Genomic DNA, 16,279 nt, shown 5'->3' with positions numbered 1-16,279 from the left:
GGAACAGCATGACAGATGTAACCGTAAAAACGCTGGCCGCTGAGATTCAAACCTCTGTGGACCGCCTGGTACAGCAATTTGCTGATGCAGGGATCCGCAAGTCTGCTGATGATTCAGTGACGGCGCAGGAAAAACAGACGCTGTTAGCGCATCTGAACCGTGAACACGGTTCTGCGCCTGATAAGCTGACGTTGCAGCGCAAAACGCGCAGCACATTAAATATTCAGGGCACCGGTGGGAAAAGTAAATCGGTGCAGATCGAAGTCCGTAAAAAGCGCACCTTTGTAAAACGCGATCCACAAGAGGCTGAACGTCTCGCTGCGGAAGAAGAGGCGATGCGTGAAGCGGAGGAGAAGGCCCGTCGTGAAGCAGAGGAAGCCGCTGAGCGAGAAGCCGAGGAAAAAGCCAAGCGTGAAGCCGAAGTGCGTCTGAAACGTGAAGCTGAAGAAAAAGCTAAACGTGAAAATGCCGAAAGCACGAAACGCGAAGCTGCGGAAAATAGCAAAGTGAGCAACCATCAAACTGACGAAGTGACCAGGGCAGCCCAGACGGAAAAAGCCCGTCGTGAATCCGAAGCGCAGGAACTTAAGCGTAAAGCGGAAGAAGAGGCTCGTCGTAAACTGGAAGAAAATGCACGTCGCGTAGCGGAAGAAGCCCGTCGAATGGCAGAACAGAACGAAGCAACCTGGACGGCAACGCCAGGCGAAGAAGAAGAGACGACCGGCGATTATCACGTCACCACCTCCCAGCATGCACGTCAGGCTGAAGATGATAACGATCGTGAAGTCGAAGGTGGCCGTAGCCGTACCCGTACCGCTAAAGCCCCGCGTCCGAAGAAAGGCAACAAGCACTCTGAAAGCAAAGCTGACCGAGAAGAAGCGCGCGCCGCGGTTCGCGGTGGTAAAGGCGGCCGTCAGCGTAAAGGCTCTGCACTGCAGCAGGGCTTCAACAAACCGGCCCAGGCCGTTAACCGTGACGTTGTGATCGGTGAAACCCTGACCGTCGGCGAGCTGGCTAACAAAATGGCAGTTAAAGGCTCTCAGGTCATCAAAGCGATGATGAAACTGGGCGCCATGGCAACCATCAACCAGGTCATCGACCAGGAAACCGCACAGCTGGTTGCGGAAGAGATGGGCCACAAAGTTATCCTGCGTCGTGAAAACGAGCTGGAAGAAGCGGTAATGAGCGACCGTGACACAGGTGCTGCGGTTGAACCGCGCGCGCCGGTCGTGACCATCATGGGTCACGTTGACCACGGTAAAACCTCGCTGCTGGACTACATTCGTTCAACGAAAGTGGCATCCGCTGAAGCGGGTGGCATTACCCAGCACATCGGTGCTTACCACGTTGAAACCGACAACGGCATGATCACCTTCCTGGATACCCCAGGCCACGCCGCGTTTACCGCAATGCGTGCCCGTGGTGCTCAGGCAACGGATATCGTTGTTCTGGTTGTTGCAGCAGACGATGGCGTGATGCCGCAGACTATCGAAGCTATTCAGCACGCGAAAGCGGCGAAAGTGCCGGTAGTTGTTGCAGTGAACAAAATCGATAAGCCGGAAGCCGATCCGGATCGTGTTAAAAACGAACTCTCTCAGTACGGGATCATTCCGGAAGAGTGGGGCGGCGAAAGCCAGTTCGTACACGTCTCCGCGAAAGCCGGTACCGGTATCGACGACCTGCTGGATGCAATCCTGCTGCAGGCCGAAGTTCTGGAACTGCACGCTGTCCGTAACGGCATGGCGAGCGGTGTTGTTATCGAATCCTTCCTTGATAAAGGTCGTGGTCCGGTAGCTTCCGTCCTGGTGCGTGAAGGTACGCTGCATAAAGGCGACATCGTACTCTGCGGCTTCGAATATGGCCGTGTCCGTGCGATGCGTGACGAGCTGGGTCGTGAAGTGACCGAAGCGGGTCCGTCCATTCCGGTAGAAATCCTTGGCCTCTCCGGTGTTCCGGCGGCGGGTGATGAAGCCACCGTGGTACGTGACGAGAAGAAAGCGCGTGAAGTTGCGCTCTATCGTCAGGGCAAATTCCGCGAAGTTAAACTGGCTCGCCAGCAGAAATCTAAGCTGGAGAACATGTTTGCCAACATGACCGAAGGCGAAGTGCACGAAGTGAACATCGTGCTGAAAGCTGACGTTCAGGGCTCTGTGGAAGCTATCTCCGACTCGCTGCTGAAACTCTCTACTGAAGAAGTGAAAGTGAAGATTGTTGGCTCTGGCGTAGGTGGTATCACCGAAACCGACGCCACGCTTGCAGCTGCGTCTAACGCTATCCTGGTTGGCTTCAACGTTCGTGCCGATGCCTCTGCGCGTCGCGTGATCGAAGCGGAAGGTCTGGATCTGCGTTACTACTCCGTCATCTATAACCTGATCGACGAAGTGAAAGCGGCGATGAGCGGTATGCTCTCACCTGAGCTGAAACAGCAGATCATCGGTCTGGCTGAAGTGCGCGATGTGTTCAAATCGCCGAAATTCGGCGCGGTTGCTGGCTGTATGGTTACCGAAGGCGTCGTCAAACGTCACAACCCGATCCGCGTCCTGCGCGACAACGTGGTTATCTATGAAGGCGAGCTGGAATCCCTGCGCCGCTTCAAAGATGACGTTAACGAAGTCCGTAACGGCATGGAGTGTGGTATCGGCGTTAAGAACTACAATGACGTACGTACCGGCGATATGATCGAAGTCTTCGAAATTATCGAAATTAAGCGCTCTATCGAATAATCGACGCATTAGCGCAACGTAGGCCGGGAGCGAAGCGCCACCCGGCAAGAGATATCTAAAGGGGCTACGGCCCCTTTTTAGTCTGGAGAAGTAATATGGCGAAAGAATTTGGTCGCCCGCAGCGCGTCGCTCAGGAGTTGCAAAAAGAGATTGCTACTATCCTGCAGCGTGAAATCAAAGATCCGCGCCTGGGCATGATGACCACCGTATCCGGTGTCGAAGTCTCCCGCGATCTGGCGTATGCCAAAGTGTTCGTGACTTTCCTGAATGACAAAGATGAAGAGTCGATCAAAGCGGGCATTAAAGCCCTGCACGACGCTTCCGGTTTTATCCGCTCCCTGCTGGGGAAAGCGATGCGTCTGCGTATCGTGCCGGAACTGACATTCTTCTACGACAACTCGCTGGTTGAAGGGATGCGCATGTCCAACCTGGTCACCAGCGTGGTGAAGCACGATGATGAACGTCGTGTGAACCCGGACGACAGCAAGGAGGACTGATGAGTCGTCCTCGTCGTCGCGGTCGCGACGTGCATGGCGTGCTGCTGCTGGATAAGCAGCAGGGCGCATCAAGCAATGATGTCCTGCAGAAAGTAAAACGTCTCTATAACGCCAACCGTGCGGGTCACACCGGCGCGCTGGATCCGCTGGCAACCGGCATGCTGCCGATCTGCCTCGGTGAGGCGACAAAATTTTCTCAGTATCTGCTGGATTCCGATAAGCGCTACCGGGTAATTGCCCGCCTTGGCCAACGCACTGATACATCGGATGCCGATGGCCAGGTCGTTGAAGAGCGCCCGGTGACCTTTACGGCCACAGAGCTGGCGAGCGCACTGGAGAGCTTTCGCGGTAACACGCAGCAAATCCCTTCGATGTACTCGGCTCTGAAGTACCAGGGTAAGAAGCTTTACGAGTATGCGCGTCAGGGCATTGAAGTGCCGCGTGAAGCGCGCCCCATAACCGTGTATGAACTGCTGTTTATTCGCCATGAAGGGGATGAACTGGAGCTGGAAATCCACTGCTCAAAAGGGACGTACATTCGCACCATTATTGACGATCTGGGCGAGAAGCTGGGCTGTGGCGCGCATGTTATCTATTTGCGTCGTCTGGCGGTCAGCCGCTATCCGATTGAGCGGATGGTTACGCTTGAGCAGTTGCAGGAGTTAGTCCAGCAGGCCGAGCAGCAGGATGTTCCTGCGGCAGAGCTGCTTGATCCGCTGTTGATGCCGATGGATAGCCCGGCGTCCGATTTCCCTGTTGTAAACATCCCCACCGTGGTTGCTGCCTATTTCAAAAACGGCCAACCGGTGCGCGCTTCCACTACGCCGGCCGAAGGGCTGGTTCGCGTGACGGAAGGCGAAGAGGGCAAGTTTATCGGCATGGGCGAAATTGATGAGCAGGGGCGAGTTGCGCCGCGTCGTCTGGTTGTTGAGTATCCTGCTGACTGACGGGCTTACCTTGCGGGAATGCCCGACTACGAGTAGAATATTGCCGCTTAACGCCGGGCTATGTATTTAACATACCCGGCGTTAAATCTGGGGGAGCTGAATTAGAGATCGGCACCCTGTCATTCTTATATCACTGGAGTTGAAAATGTCTCTAAGCGTTGAAGCTAAAGCAAAAATCGTTTCCGAGTTTGGTCGTGGTTCTAACGACAGCGGTTCTACCGAAGTTCAGGTTGCACTGCTGACTGCTCAGATTAACCACCTGCAGGGTCACTTTGCAGAGCACAAAAAAGATCACCACAGCCGTCGTGGTCTGCTGCGTATGGTTTCTCAGCGTCGTAAACTGCTCGACTACCTGAAACGTAAAGACGTTGCACGCTACACCGCGCTGATCGAGCGTCTGGGTCTGCGTCGCTAAGTCTGGCGAGTTTCAAGAAGGGGCCTTTACGGCCCCTTTTTTCAACCAGGCGGCAGCAATTGGCACTAAACTGATGTATTGTTGCCAGGTATGATCTTCATTGCAGAGGTTCGCGCGGCTAATGAGAGGCTTTATCCGTAATGGGCGGGTTAAGGTTGTCATTAGTCGCGAGGATGCAAGAAGGTCCGGTTTAATTATCAGCACGCCCTGGGTGTGCTGATGTTCATTAAGAAAGGATAGAATTTTGCTGAATCCGATCATTCGTAAATTCCAATATGGTCAACACACCGTCACGCTGGAAACCGGCATGATGGCCCGTCAGGCAACCGCTGCCGTGATGGTAAGCATGGACGACACCGCGGTATTCGTTACCGTTGTTGGCCAGAAAAAAGCAAAACCAGGTCAGGACTTTTTCCCGCTGACCGTTAACTACCAGGAGCGTACTTACGCTGCCGGTAAAATCCCGGGTGGCTTCTTCCGTCGTGAAGGCCGTCCAAGCGAAGGCGAAACCCTGATCGCGCGTCTGATTGACCGCCCGGTTCGCCCGCTGTTCCCGGAAGGTTTCGTCAACGAAGTCCAGGTTATCGCGACCGTGGTTTCCGTTAACCCGCAGGTTAACCCTGATATCGTGGCGATGATTGGTGCTTCTGCTGCACTTTCTCTCTCTGGTATTCCGTTCAACGGCCCGATCGGCGCCGCGCGCGTTGGTTACATCAACGACCAGTATGTGCTGAACCCGACTCAGGAAGAGCTGAAATCCAGCAAACTGGATCTGGTTGTTGCCGGTACCGAAGCAGCTGTGCTGATGGTTGAATCCGAAGCAGAACTGCTGAGCGAAGATCAGATGCTGGGCGCGGTGGTTTATGGCCATGAGCAGCAGCAGATTGTTATCCAGAACATCAACGATCTGGTGAAAGAAGCGGGTAAACCGCGCTGGGACTGGCAGCCGGAAGCGGTCAACGAAGCGCTGAACGCGCGCGTTGCAGCGCTGGCAGAATCCCGTCTGAGCGATGCTTACCGCATCACCGACAAACAGGAGCGTTACGCTCAGGTTGACGTGATCAAATCTGAAACCATCGCGACGCTGGTTGCAGAAGATGAGTCCCTGGACGCTAACGAGCTGGGCGAAATCCTGCACGCTATCGAGAAAAACGTTGTTCGTAGCCGCGTACTGGCAGGCGAACCGCGTATCGATGGCCGTGAAAAAGATATGATTCGTGGTCTGGACGTTCGTACCGGCGTTCTGCCGCGTACTCACGGCTCCGCACTCTTTACCCGTGGTGAAACGCAGGCGCTGGTAACAGCAACCCTGGGTACCGCACGTGACGCGCAGAACATCGACGAACTGATGGGCGAGCGCACTGACAGCTTCCTGTTCCACTACAACTTCCCTCCGTACTCCGTAGGTGAGACCGGTATGGTCGGTTCGCCGAAGCGTCGTGAAATTGGTCACGGTCGTCTGGCGAAACGCGGCGTGCTGGCTGTTATGCCGGAAGCTGATAAATTCCCGTACACCGTGCGTGTGGTTTCTGAAATCACCGAATCCAACGGTTCCTCTTCCATGGCTTCCGTGTGCGGCGCATCGCTGGCACTGATGGATGCAGGCGTACCGGTGAAAGCCGCTGTTGCCGGTATCGCAATGGGCCTGGTGAAAGAGGGCGAAAACTTTGTCGTTCTGTCTGACATCCTCGGCGATGAAGATCACCTGGGTGACATGGACTTTAAAGTAGCTGGTTCCCGCGACGGTATCTCTGCGCTGCAGATGGATATCAAAATCGAAGGCATCACCAAAGAGATCATGCAGGTTGCGCTGAACCAGGCGAAAGGTGCACGTCTGCATATCCTCGGCGTGATGGAGCAGGCGATTAACGCGCCGCGTGGCGATATCTCTGAGTTCGCGCCGCGTATCCACACCATCAAGATCAACCCGGACAAGATCAAAGACGTTATCGGTAAAGGCGGCTCCGTTATCCGTGCCCTGACCGAAGAGACCGGCACGACCATCGAAATCGAAGATGACGGTACCGTGAAAATCGCGGCAACCGACGGCGACAAAGCGAAATTCGCGATTCGTCGTATCGAAGAGATCACCGCTGAGATCGAAGTGGGCCGTATCTACAACGGTAAAGTCACCCGTATCGTCGACTTTGGTGCGTTTGTTGCCATCGGTGGCGGTAAAGAGGGCCTGGTGCACATTTCTCAGATCGCCGATAAGCGCGTAGAGAAAGTGACCGACTACCTGCAGATGGGTCAGGAAGTGCCGGTGAAAGTTCTGGAAGTTGACCGCCAGGGCCGTATTCGTCTAAGCATTAAAGAAGCAACTGAACAAACTCAGCCTGTTGAAGCGTCAGAAGCGCCGCAAGCAGAACTGGGCGAGTAAGGTTTGCCTTTGCCCTCCGCGCAGGCGGAGGGCGTATTCTCAGGCAGGACGCCATGTTTGCAGCCGGGGGACAGGACGTTCATCCAATTGTTGTCTTCGGGAGTAGGAAATGAAGCCTTTTTTGCGCTGGTGTTTCGTTGCGACAGCTCTAACGCTGGCAGGATGCAGCAACTCTGCCTGGCGTAAGAGCGAAGTCCTCGCGGTGCCATTGCAACCGACTTTGCAGCAAGAAGTGATTCTGGCACGCATGGAACAAATTCTTGCCAGTCGGGCTTTATCCGATGATGAACGCGCACAGCTTTTATATGAGCGCGGAGTATTGTATGATAGTCTTGGTTTGAGGGCGTTGGCGCGGAATGATTTTTCACAAGCGCTGGCCATCCGACCCGATATGCCTGAAGTATTCAATTACTTAGGCATTTATTTAACGCAGGCAGGCAATTTTGATGCTGCCTATGAAGCGTTTGATTCTGTACTTGAGCTTGATCCAACTTACAACTACGCGCACTTAAACCGCGGCATCGCTCTGCACTATGGCGGTCGTGATAAGTTAGCGCAAGATGATCTGCTGGCGTTTTATCAAGACGATCCTAATGATCCTTTCCGTAGCCTGTGGCTTTACATCGTTGAGCGGAAGCTCGATGAGCACAAGGCGAAAGAAGCACTGAAACAGCGCTTCGAAAAATCGGACAAGGAACAATGGGGATGGAATATTGTCGAGTTCTACCTCGGTGACATTAGCGAATCTGAGCTAATGGATCGCCTGAAGGCGGACGCAACGGATAACACCTCGCTCGCTGAGCATCTCAGTGAAACCAACTTCTATTTAGGTAAGTACTACCTAAGTCTGGGGGATAAGGACAGCGCTACGGCACTGTTCAAATTAGCGGTTGCTAACAACGTCCACAACTTCGTTGAGCACCGTTATGCATTGTTGGAATTATCGCTCTTGGGCCAGGAGCAAGACGACCTGGCAGAATCGGACCAGCAATAGCTGACGACATAAACATCAGCCCGTAATCTTTTTTGATTGCCATCACCTTAACTGGTGAGGGCGTTGTTGTTCGTCAATACACCTACTTTGAGCCGGTTCACACTTTTCAATGAAAATTGCCAAATATTTTCACGATGAGTTATGTAGACTGGCCGCCAATGACATAGAGGCACTTGTACTACATGGCTGAATTCGAAACCACTTTTGCAGATCTGGGCCTGAAGGCTCCTATCCTTGAAGCCCTTAACGATCTCGGTTACGAAAAACCATCTCCGATCCAGGCTGAGTGCATTCCGCACCTGCTGAACGGTCGTGACGTGCTGGGCATGGCCCAGACTGGTAGCGGGAAAACCGCAGCGTTTTCTCTTCCGCTGCTCCATAACATCGATCCGGACCTGCGTGCGCCGCAGATCCTCGTGCTTGCTCCGACCCGCGAACTGGCGGTTCAGGTAGCTGAAGCGATGACCGATTTCTCTAAACACATGCATGGCGTGAACGTGGTTGCTCTTTACGGTGGCCAGCGTTATGACGTGCAATTACGCGCCCTGCGTCAGGGCCCGCAGATCGTTGTCGGTACGCCGGGACGTCTGCTGGATCACCTGAAACGCGGCACCCTGGACCTCTCCAAACTGAGCGGTCTGGTGCTGGATGAAGCCGACGAAATGCTGCGCATGGGCTTTATCGAAGACGTAGAAACTATCATGGCGCAGATCCCGGAAGGTCACCAGACCGCTCTGTTCTCCGCCACCATGCCGGAAGCGATCCGTCGCATTACCCGCCGCTTTATGAAAGAGCCGCAGGAAGTGCGCATTCAGTCCAGCGTGACAACTCGCCCGGACATCAGCCAGAGCTACTGGTCTGTCTACGGCATGCGTAAAAACGAAGCGCTGGTTCGCTTCCTTGAAGCAGAAGATTTTGATGCCGCGATCATCTTCGTGCGCACCAAAAACGCGACCCTTGAAGTGGCTGAAGCGCTGGAGCGCAACGGTTACAACAGCGCCGCGCTGAACGGTGACATGAACCAGGCCCTGCGTGAGCAGACTCTGGAGCGTCTGAAAGATGGTCGTCTGGACATCCTGATTGCAACCGACGTTGCGGCCCGTGGCCTGGACGTTGAGCGCATCAGCCTGGTTGTTAACTATGACATCCCGATGGACTCCGAGTCTTACGTTCACCGTATCGGCCGTACCGGTCGTGCGGGTCGTGCTGGCCGCGCCCTGCTGTTCGTTGAGAACCGCGAGCGTCGTCTGCTGCGCAACATCGAACGTACGATGAAGCTGACCATTCCGGAAGTAGAGCTGCCGAACGCAGAACTGCTGGGCACACGCCGTCTGGAAAAATTCGCCGCGAAAGTACAGCAGCAGCTGGAAAGCAGCGATCTGGACCAGTACCGCGCGCTGCTGGCGAAAATCCAGCCCTCTTCTGAAGAAGAGATGGATATCGAAACGCTGGCTGCCGCACTGCTGAAAATGGCACAGGGCGAACGTCCGCTGATCCTGCCGCCGGATGCACCGATGCGTCCTAAGCGTGAGTTCCGCGAGCGTGATGAGCGTTTCGAACGCCGTGGCGATCGTAACGACCGCAATGACCGTGGTCCGCGTACCGAACGTGCCGGTGAAGACCGTCCGCGTCGTGAGCGTCGCGATGTTGGTGATATGGAACTGTACCGTATTGAAGTGGGCCGTGATGACGGTGTTGAAGTTCGTCATATCGTTGGTGCCATCGCCAACGAAGGCGACATCAGCAGCCGCTACATTGGTAACATCAAGCTGTTCGGTTCGCACTCCACCATCGAGCTGCCGAAAGGCATGCCGGGCGAGGTTCTGCAGCACTTTACCCGCACGCGTATTCTCAACAAACCGATGAATATGCAGCTGCTGGGCGATGCACAGCCGCGTGAGCGCAGCGAACGCCGTCCTGGCGGCGGTGAGCGTCGTAGCTTCGGCGGCGGCGAGCGTCGTGAAGGTGGCCGCGGTCCGCGTCGTGATGGTGCAGCACCGGCTGGTGCAGGCCGTTTCAGCGGTGAGCGTCGTGAAAATCGTGGCCCGCGCCGCGAAGAAGGCACGACCCGTCGTCGTGACGCGTAAACCTTACGCTTCAAACGTAAAGTAATAGATACAGCCCCGATCGAAAAGATTGGGGCTTTTTTTATCTGCAATGTACTCCTGTACTGGTACAATGCATCGGCTTTACTTTCGGCATAGCGCCATTACAGGAGAACGTTTCAGATGTCGACACTGACAACCACCCAGGCTTCCCCTTCGCTGTTCGGCGGAGTGGTGATTATCGGCGGCACAATTATCGGCGCAGGCATGTTTTCCCTGCCGGTGGTGATGTCCGGCGCGTGGTTCTTCTGGTCGCTTCTGGCACTGGTGTTTACCTGGTTCTGTATGCTGCACTCGGGCCTGATGATCCTTGAGGCCAACCTCAACTACCGCAGCGGCGCGAGCTTCGACACCATCACCAAAGATCTGCTGGGCAAAGGGTGGAACCTGATTAACGGGCTCTCTATCGCCTTTGTGCTCTACATCCTGACCTACGCCTACATCTCGGCGAGCGGCTCGATCCTGCACCACACCTTTGCTGAAATGTCGCTGGATGTGCCGCCACGGCTGGCAGGGCTGGGGTTTGCGCTGCTGGTAGCGTTTATCGTCTGGCTCTCAACCCACGCGGTCAGCCGCATGACGGCGATTGTGCTGGGCGCCAAAGTGATCACCTTCTTCCTCACCTTCGGTAGCCTGCTCGGGCATGTGCAGCCGGCAACGCTGTTTAACGTGGCGCAGAGCGACGCCTCTTACACGCCCTACCTGCTGATGACGTTGCCGTTCTGTCTCGCCTCCTTCGGCTACCACGGCAATGTGCCGAGCCTGATGAAATATTACGGCAAGGATCCACGCGTGATTACCCGCTGCCTGGTCTACGGTACGCTGCTGGCGCTCGGGCTGTATGTGATTTGGTTACTGGTGACGATGGGGAATATTGCCCGTCCGGCGTTTATCGATATCGCGGCTAAAGGCGGCAATATCGATGTGCTGGTGCAGGCGTTGAGCGGCGTGCTGAACAGCCGCAGCCTCGATCTGCTGCTGGTGATCTTCTCCAACTTTGCCGTTGCCAGCTCTTTCCTCGGCGTGACGCTCGGGCTGTTTGATTACTTGGCCGATCTCTTTAAGTTTGATGATGCGCCGTTGGGGCGTTTTAAGACTGCGCTGCTGACATTCCTGCCGCCGATTATTGGGGGGCTGCTGTGGCCGAACGGCTTTTTATACGCCATTGGTTATGCGGGTTTAGCCGCCACGATCTGGGCCGCGATTGTGCCAGCGCTGCTGGCGAATGCTTCACGTAAACGCTTCGGCAGCCCGGCGTTTCGCGTCTGGGGCGGTAAGCCGATGATTGTTTTGATCCTGCTTTTCGGCGCAGGCAACGCGGTGGTGCATCTGTTATCGAGCTTTGACCTGCTGCCGGTCTATCACTAATCAAACCCGGCCTGCACAATTATGTAGGCCGGATAAGCGCAGCACCATCCGGCATAAAGACCGCACGATCCCCGTAGGCCGGATAAGCGCCAGCGCCATCCGGCATAAACACCGCACGATCCCCGTAGGCCGGATAAGCGTCAGCGCCATCCGGCATAAAGACCGCACGATCCCCGTAGGCCGGATAAGCGCCAGCGCCATCCGGCATAAAAGCCGGGCAACGTTCTAACCGAACAACTCCTCTTTCACCTGCATCGCCAGCTCAAACGAGTGCAGCCGCGCCTGGTGATCGAAAATCTGCCCGTTAACCATAATCTCATCCGCCTCGGTTTCCCGCAGGATCGATTCAAGACCGTGGCGCACTTTCGCTTTATCACCCACCAGCGACATGCTCAGCGCCTGCTGCACGCCGTACTTTTCAGACGGCGACCAGAAGTGATCCATATTCTCAATCGGCGGCGGAAGCTGGCTCGTCTCACCACGGCGCAGCTTCACAAACGCCTGCTGCATCGAGGTAAAGAGATACTCCGCATCGCGGTTGCTATCGGCGGCAACAATATTGATACACACCATCGCATAGGGTTTTTCCAGTCGCGCGGAGGGCTTGAACTGGGTGCGATAGAGATGCAGCGCCTGGAACAGCATATCCGGCGCAAAGTGTGAGGCGAAGGCAAACGGCAGACCCAATTGGGCGGCAAGCTGCGCACTGTAAAGGCTGGAGCCTAACAGCCACACCGGGATCTTCTCACCGTAACCCGGCACCGGGCGCACGTGCGGGTTCGGATCGTTGGCGTCAAACCAGTCGACCAGCTCCTTCACATCGCGCGGGAAATTATCAACATCGCCGCTCATATGGCGGCGCAGCGCCATCATCGTGCGCTGATCGCTGCCCGGCGCGCGGCCAAGCCCGAGATCGATACGTCCCGGATAGAGCGTATTCAGCGTACCGAACTGCTCGGCAATTACCAGCGGAGCGTGGTTCGGCAGCATCACGCCGCCAGAGCCGAGACGCAGGGTTTGCGTATTCGCTGCCAGGTAACCGATCAACACCGACGTCGCCGCGCTGGCGATCCCGGTCATGTTGTGGTGCTCCGCCAGCCAGAAGCGATCGTAACCGCGCTTCTCTGCCAGCTTCGCCAGATCGAGGGAATGGGTAAACGCGTCACGCGCGCTTGAGTTTTGTGGAATCGGCGCTAAATCCAGCACCGAAAACGCAACGGTTTTCTCAGACATAAACACTCACTTTGCTACAGCATCGTCATCAGATTGAAGGTCTTCTTCCAGCCTGGCGCATGGAGCCGCGTCAGGCCAGAAAAGCTGCAACTTTCATACTGCATGAACGGGCGACGATTGCTGTTAACAAAGCGAGCCTTTTACGCCTCGAGCATCAGCCCCGGCAGCCTGCGCCAGTAGCCATTGCAGTCGCTGTTCGACGCCAGCGGCAGTGGCGCGCTGCCGGTTTCATTCGCTTTAAACGCCTCCAGCATGGTGAAGGTTTCACTCCCCATCGGCGAGAGCCGTACCACATCGACCAGCCCCTGCATCGAAGTCAGCTCATTACCGAGGTTGTAGACATAACCGCTCATGGTCTGAATGCCGTTGAGCACGAAGACCTGCTGATCCTCCTGGGAACGCATGCTGCGCCCGGTCGGGTATTTAATGCAGCAGGTTTCGCACTCATCTTTTGCTCGATTCTCCGAGCGCGCGGTAAAGCAGCGGGCAGAGTAGGCGAGAGGCAGATGGCCGTAGCTCAACACTTCGACTTCAAACTGCTGGCGAATACCGAGCGTGTCGCACTGATCGAGCAGGTTTACCAGCCAGTCGCGGGAGAGCTCCACCGGCATGCACCAGCGCACCATTCCCTGTTTCAGCAGCAAGCGCAAGGTAACGGCGTTATAACAGTTGAGGGCATGCCCGGCGACAAACGGTAGCTTGCGCTCGGCGCACAGATTCACCACCCCGAGATCGCTCGCCTCCAGCAGAAACTCGCCGTTATCGACATAGCGCTTCAGTTCGTTGAGTTCCGATGAGGCCTGCACCAGCGCCAGCGTCGAAATCACCACCTGTTTGCCGCTGTCGGCCAGCGCTTTCGCCATCGCCAGCCAGTCACCCACTTTGGTGGCGCGGCGTTTGCTGCACACCGCTTCGCCGAGATAGACCACATCAGCGCGGCTGTTTGCCGCCTGCTGATAAAAGTCCTCAAGCGTCTCTTTTGACCAGTAGTAAAGCACCGGCCCTAATGAATATTTCATGGTTTACCTACTGCCATTTACGGTGATACGCGCCGAGGGTGGTCTGGGTGCCTTCTGACATGGCACCGAGTGTCTCCATCCACGCCGGTTGCGGCACAAAATCCTGCGGGGAGGCGATGCAGCGATCGATCGCCTGTCGCCACACCTTTGCCACCTGGCTGACATACGCCGGGCTGCGCTGGCGTCCTTCAATCTTCACCGAGGCGATATTCGCCGCCAGCAGATCCGGCAGCAGCTCAAGCGTATTGAGGCTGGTCGGCTCCTCCAGCGCGTGGTAGCGCTCGCCATCCACCCGATAACGCCCTTTGCACAGCGTCGGGTAACCGGCGTTTTCCCCCTCCTGATAGCGATCGATCAGCACATCGTTGAGGCGAGATTCCAGCCCCTGCGGCGTCTGCTGCCAGCGCACAAAGCGCGCCGGAGAGCAGGCACCAACGGTATTCGGCGACTCGCCGGTCAGGTAAGAGGAGAGGTAACAGCGCCCCTCGGCCATGATGCAGAGGCTGCCGAAGGCAAACACTTCCAGCGGCACCGGCGTCACGCGGGCAAGCTGTTTGACCTGATGAATGGAGAGTACGCGCGGCAGCACCACGCGGGCGACATCAAAGTGACGGTGATAGAAGCGGATCGCCTCTTCGTTGGTCGCCGAGGCCTGTACGGAGACGTGGCGCTCGATGTGCGGATAGCGCGCGGCGGCATACTCCAGCATTGCGATGTCGGCCAGAATCAGCGCGTCCGCACCAATCTGCGCCGCCATATCCACCGCACGCTCCCAGCGCTGATAGCCATCCGGGTGCGCAAAGGTGTTGATAGCAATATGCAGCTTGCGGCGGTGCTGGTGGACGAAACTGACCGCTTCCTGCAGCTTCTTCTCGGTAAAGTTGAGTCCGGCAAAATGGCGGGCGTTTGTGTCATCTTTCAGGCCGATATACACCGCATCGGCACCGTTTTCGATGGCCGCTTTCAGTGCCGGTAGGTTCCCGGCAGGGCAGAGCAACTCCATAGTCTTTCCTGCAATCAGGGGCGCAGTGGCCCGGGCGTACCCCGAAGGGTCACTGAATTGTTAATGAACTGGGATTCTAGTTAACCTGTCAGCGACAATTTTTGATTTGAGGCAGTTAAATGCGTATTGATGACGGCAATAATCGTTGCCCATTTATTCCGTAATTGTTGATGTGCGCCGTTATGCACATTGCTGATTGTGGCAAAATAGCCCGCATTATCACTTCAGGGAGTCATCGTCGTGTTGGAAAAATTGCGCTCACAGCTTGTTCATCTTGGCCCGTCACTGCTTGCTTTTCCGGTGAAGCTGACGCCGTTTGTGCTTAAACGTCAGGTACTTGAGCAAGTGCTGCGCTGGCAGTTCCAACAGGCGCTGGCGGAGGGTGAGCTTGAGTTTCTCGAAGGGCGCTGGTTAAGTATTCAGGTACGTGATATTGGCCTGACGTGGTATACCTCTGTTGAGGATGGGCAGATGATCGTACGTGAATCTGCCGACGCGGATGTCAGCTTTAGCGCCGATGCCAGCGATTTACTGATGATTGCCGCGCGAAAACAGGATCCGGATACGCTTTTCTTCCAGCGTCGCCTGCTTATTGAAGGGGACACGGAACTGGGGCTGTATGTTAAAAACCTGATGGACGCCATTGAGCTGGAGCAGATGCCAAAACCCCTGCGGGTGATGCTGCTACAGCTGGCGGATTTTGTTGAGGCGGGCCTGAAAGCGCCGCCTGCAACGACACAACCTTCTGTAGGTGAGCCATGCTGATTAGAGTTGAAATTCCCATTGATGCACCCGGTATTGATGCCCTGCTGCGCCGCAGTTTTAACGGCGAGGCTGAAGCGTCACTGGTGCACGATCTGCGTGAAGACGGGTTGATCACGCTGGGATGCGTTGCCACGGACGATGAAGGGCAGGTAGTGGGCTATGTGGCATTTAGCCCGGTCGCTGTCGCAGGTGAGGAGTTACAGTGGGTCGCGCTTGCGCCGCTGGCGGTAGACGAGGCTTACCGTGGTCAGGGCATCGCCCGCCAGCTCGTCTATGAAGGGCTGGATTCCCTCAACGAATTTGGCTACGCCGCTGCGGTAACGCTCGGCGATCCTGATTTCTACCAGCGTTTGGGCTTTGAGCGCGCCTCGCAGTACGATTTACGCTGCGCCTGGTCGCAAAGCGAAGCCGCATTCCTGGTACATCGCCTTGCTGACGATGCCTTCAATGGCGTCAGTGGTCTGGTGGAGTACAGCGATCACTTCAATCGCTTTTAACCGCTGACGTCAGTAGCGTTTCCCGTAGCGCCTCGAAGATGCCCTCTCCGGCAACGAGGCGCTCTTTCTGGTGCTTGGTCAACTGCTTAATGCGGTACTCAAGGCGTAGCGCCAGCGAACGCTCACCAACCTGCGCCGAAAAGACCAGTTCCAGCGCGCCCTTACCGCGCAACGCTTTTGCTCCCTTTCCCGTTTGATGCTGCGTAAAACGCCGTGCAACATCGGTCGTAATACCGGTGTAGAGCAGGTTGTCGCGCGTGCGGATGAGATAGAGAAACCAGGGCGTCATGGCAATCTTCGCTGTGTTAAGGTGGGCGAAAAATAGCATGAGAA

Annotated in this window: 16 protein-coding genes; 11 read left to right on the top strand and 5 right to left on the bottom strand. The window is 56.0% G+C overall.

Annotation, left to right across the window (positions count from 1 at the left end; genetic code table 11):
- The first annotated feature begins 8 nt into the window (after positions 1 to 8).
- The 9 genes from infB to mtr all read left to right on the top strand — a co-directional run bounded on the left by infB (position 9) and on the right by mtr (position 11,429).
- Positions 9 to 2,723: a translation initiation factor IF-2 gene (gene infB, locus SOM48_RS11750; RefSeq protein ID WP_128482036.1), complete on the top strand. Its 2,715-nt coding sequence runs from the start codon at positions 9 to 11 to the stop codon at positions 2,721 to 2,723.
- A gap of 95 nt (positions 2,724 to 2,818) precedes the next feature.
- Positions 2,819 to 3,220: a 30S ribosome-binding factor RbfA gene (rbfA, locus tag SOM48_RS11745; RefSeq protein ID WP_023480926.1), complete on the top strand. Its 402-nt coding sequence runs from the start codon at positions 2,819 to 2,821 to the stop codon at positions 3,218 to 3,220.
- Entirely contained in the window at positions 3,220 to 4,167 is a 948-nt protein-coding gene (gene truB, locus SOM48_RS11740) for a tRNA pseudouridine(55) synthase TruB (protein WP_139567381.1), read from the top strand. The genes rbfA and truB overlap by 1 nt, the downstream gene beginning before the upstream one ends.
- Before the next feature lie 145 nt (positions 4,168 to 4,312).
- Positions 4,313 to 4,582: a 30S ribosomal protein S15 gene (rpsO, locus tag SOM48_RS11735; RefSeq protein ID WP_017457357.1), complete on the top strand. Its 270-nt coding sequence runs from the start codon at positions 4,313 to 4,315 to the stop codon at positions 4,580 to 4,582.
- Positions 4,583 to 4,826: 244 nt separating this feature from the next.
- Entirely contained in the window at positions 4,827 to 6,962 is a 2,136-nt protein-coding gene (pnp, locus tag SOM48_RS11730) for a polyribonucleotide nucleotidyltransferase (protein WP_076769249.1), read from the top strand.
- Between the two features lie 109 nt (positions 6,963 to 7,071).
- Positions 7,072 to 7,956, top strand: coding sequence for a lipoprotein NlpI (gene nlpI / locus SOM48_RS11725; RefSeq protein WP_023481039.1), 885 nt, complete (start codon positions 7,072 to 7,074; stop codon positions 7,954 to 7,956).
- Positions 7,957 to 8,065: 109 nt separating this feature from the next.
- The gene (gene yrbN / locus SOM48_RS22685; RefSeq protein ID WP_124971232.1) at positions 8,066 to 8,146 is read left to right on the top strand and encodes a protein YrbN; all 81 of its coding nucleotides are present in this window, start codon (positions 8,066 to 8,068) and stop codon (positions 8,144 to 8,146) included.
- Positions 8,139 to 10,043 (top strand): DEAD/DEAH family ATP-dependent RNA helicase, encoded by a 1,905-nt coding sequence (locus SOM48_RS11720; protein ID WP_094422235.1) that lies wholly within the window; start codon positions 8,139 to 8,141, stop codon positions 10,041 to 10,043. Before yrbN ends, SOM48_RS11720 begins: the two co-directional genes overlap by 8 nt.
- 141 nt (positions 10,044 to 10,184) lie before the next feature.
- Positions 10,185 to 11,429, top strand: coding sequence for a tryptophan permease (mtr, locus tag SOM48_RS11715; protein ID WP_313278520.1), 1,245 nt, complete (start codon positions 10,185 to 10,187; stop codon positions 11,427 to 11,429).
- Positions 11,430 to 11,448: 19 nt separating this feature from the next.
- Here the strand turns inward: mtr and SOM48_RS11710 are convergent, their stop codons facing one another.
- From SOM48_RS11710 to ubiU, 4 genes are all read right to left on the bottom strand, one after another.
- The gene (locus tag SOM48_RS11710; RefSeq protein ID WP_320511992.1) at positions 11,449 to 11,637 is read right to left on the bottom strand and encodes a hypothetical protein; all 189 of its coding nucleotides are present in this window, start codon (positions 11,635 to 11,637) and stop codon (positions 11,449 to 11,451) included.
- 17 nt (positions 11,638 to 11,654) lie between these two features.
- Positions 11,655 to 12,662: a luciferase-like monooxygenase gene (locus SOM48_RS11705; RefSeq protein WP_139567378.1), complete on the bottom strand. Its 1,008-nt coding sequence runs from the start codon at positions 12,660 to 12,662 to the stop codon at positions 11,655 to 11,657.
- Between the two features lie 140 nt (positions 12,663 to 12,802).
- On the bottom strand, positions 12,803 to 13,681 hold the full coding sequence (locus tag SOM48_RS11700) for a U32 family peptidase (protein ID WP_288881020.1): 879 nt from the start codon (positions 13,679 to 13,681) through the stop codon (positions 12,803 to 12,805).
- Positions 13,682 to 13,688: 7 nt separating this feature from the next.
- On the bottom strand, positions 13,689 to 14,684 hold the full coding sequence (gene ubiU, locus SOM48_RS11695; protein ID WP_054802981.1) for a ubiquinone anaerobic biosynthesis protein UbiU: 996 nt from the start codon (positions 14,682 to 14,684) through the stop codon (positions 13,689 to 13,691).
- Positions 14,685 to 14,924: 240 nt separating this feature from the next.
- On the opposite strand from ubiU, the gene ubiT reads away from it, so the two are divergent.
- Positions 14,925 to 15,449 (top strand): ubiquinone anaerobic biosynthesis accessory factor UbiT, encoded by a 525-nt coding sequence (gene ubiT, locus SOM48_RS11690; protein ID WP_023480822.1) that lies wholly within the window; start codon positions 14,925 to 14,927, stop codon positions 15,447 to 15,449.
- Complete coding sequence (locus SOM48_RS11685; RefSeq protein ID WP_023481033.1) at positions 15,443 to 15,946, top strand: GNAT family N-acetyltransferase; 504 nt, start codon at positions 15,443 to 15,445, stop codon at positions 15,944 to 15,946. Before ubiT ends, SOM48_RS11685 begins: the two co-directional genes overlap by 7 nt.
- Here SOM48_RS11685 and SOM48_RS11680 read toward each other — a convergent pair.
- Positions 15,933 to 16,274: a GIY-YIG nuclease family protein gene (locus tag SOM48_RS11680; protein WP_076769244.1), complete on the bottom strand. Its 342-nt coding sequence runs from the start codon at positions 16,272 to 16,274 to the stop codon at positions 15,933 to 15,935. The genes SOM48_RS11685 and SOM48_RS11680 overlap by 14 nt on opposite strands.
- Positions 16,275 to 16,279: the final 5 nt, after the last annotated feature.

The sequence above is a fragment of the Kosakonia sp. CFBP8986 genome (assembly GCF_034044935.1).
GTDB lineage: Bacteria > Pseudomonadota > Gammaproteobacteria > Enterobacterales > Enterobacteriaceae > Kosakonia > Kosakonia cowanii.
The sequence above is the reverse complement of the archived record's forward strand: the minus strand, read 5'-3'. Positions and strand labels throughout refer to the sequence as shown.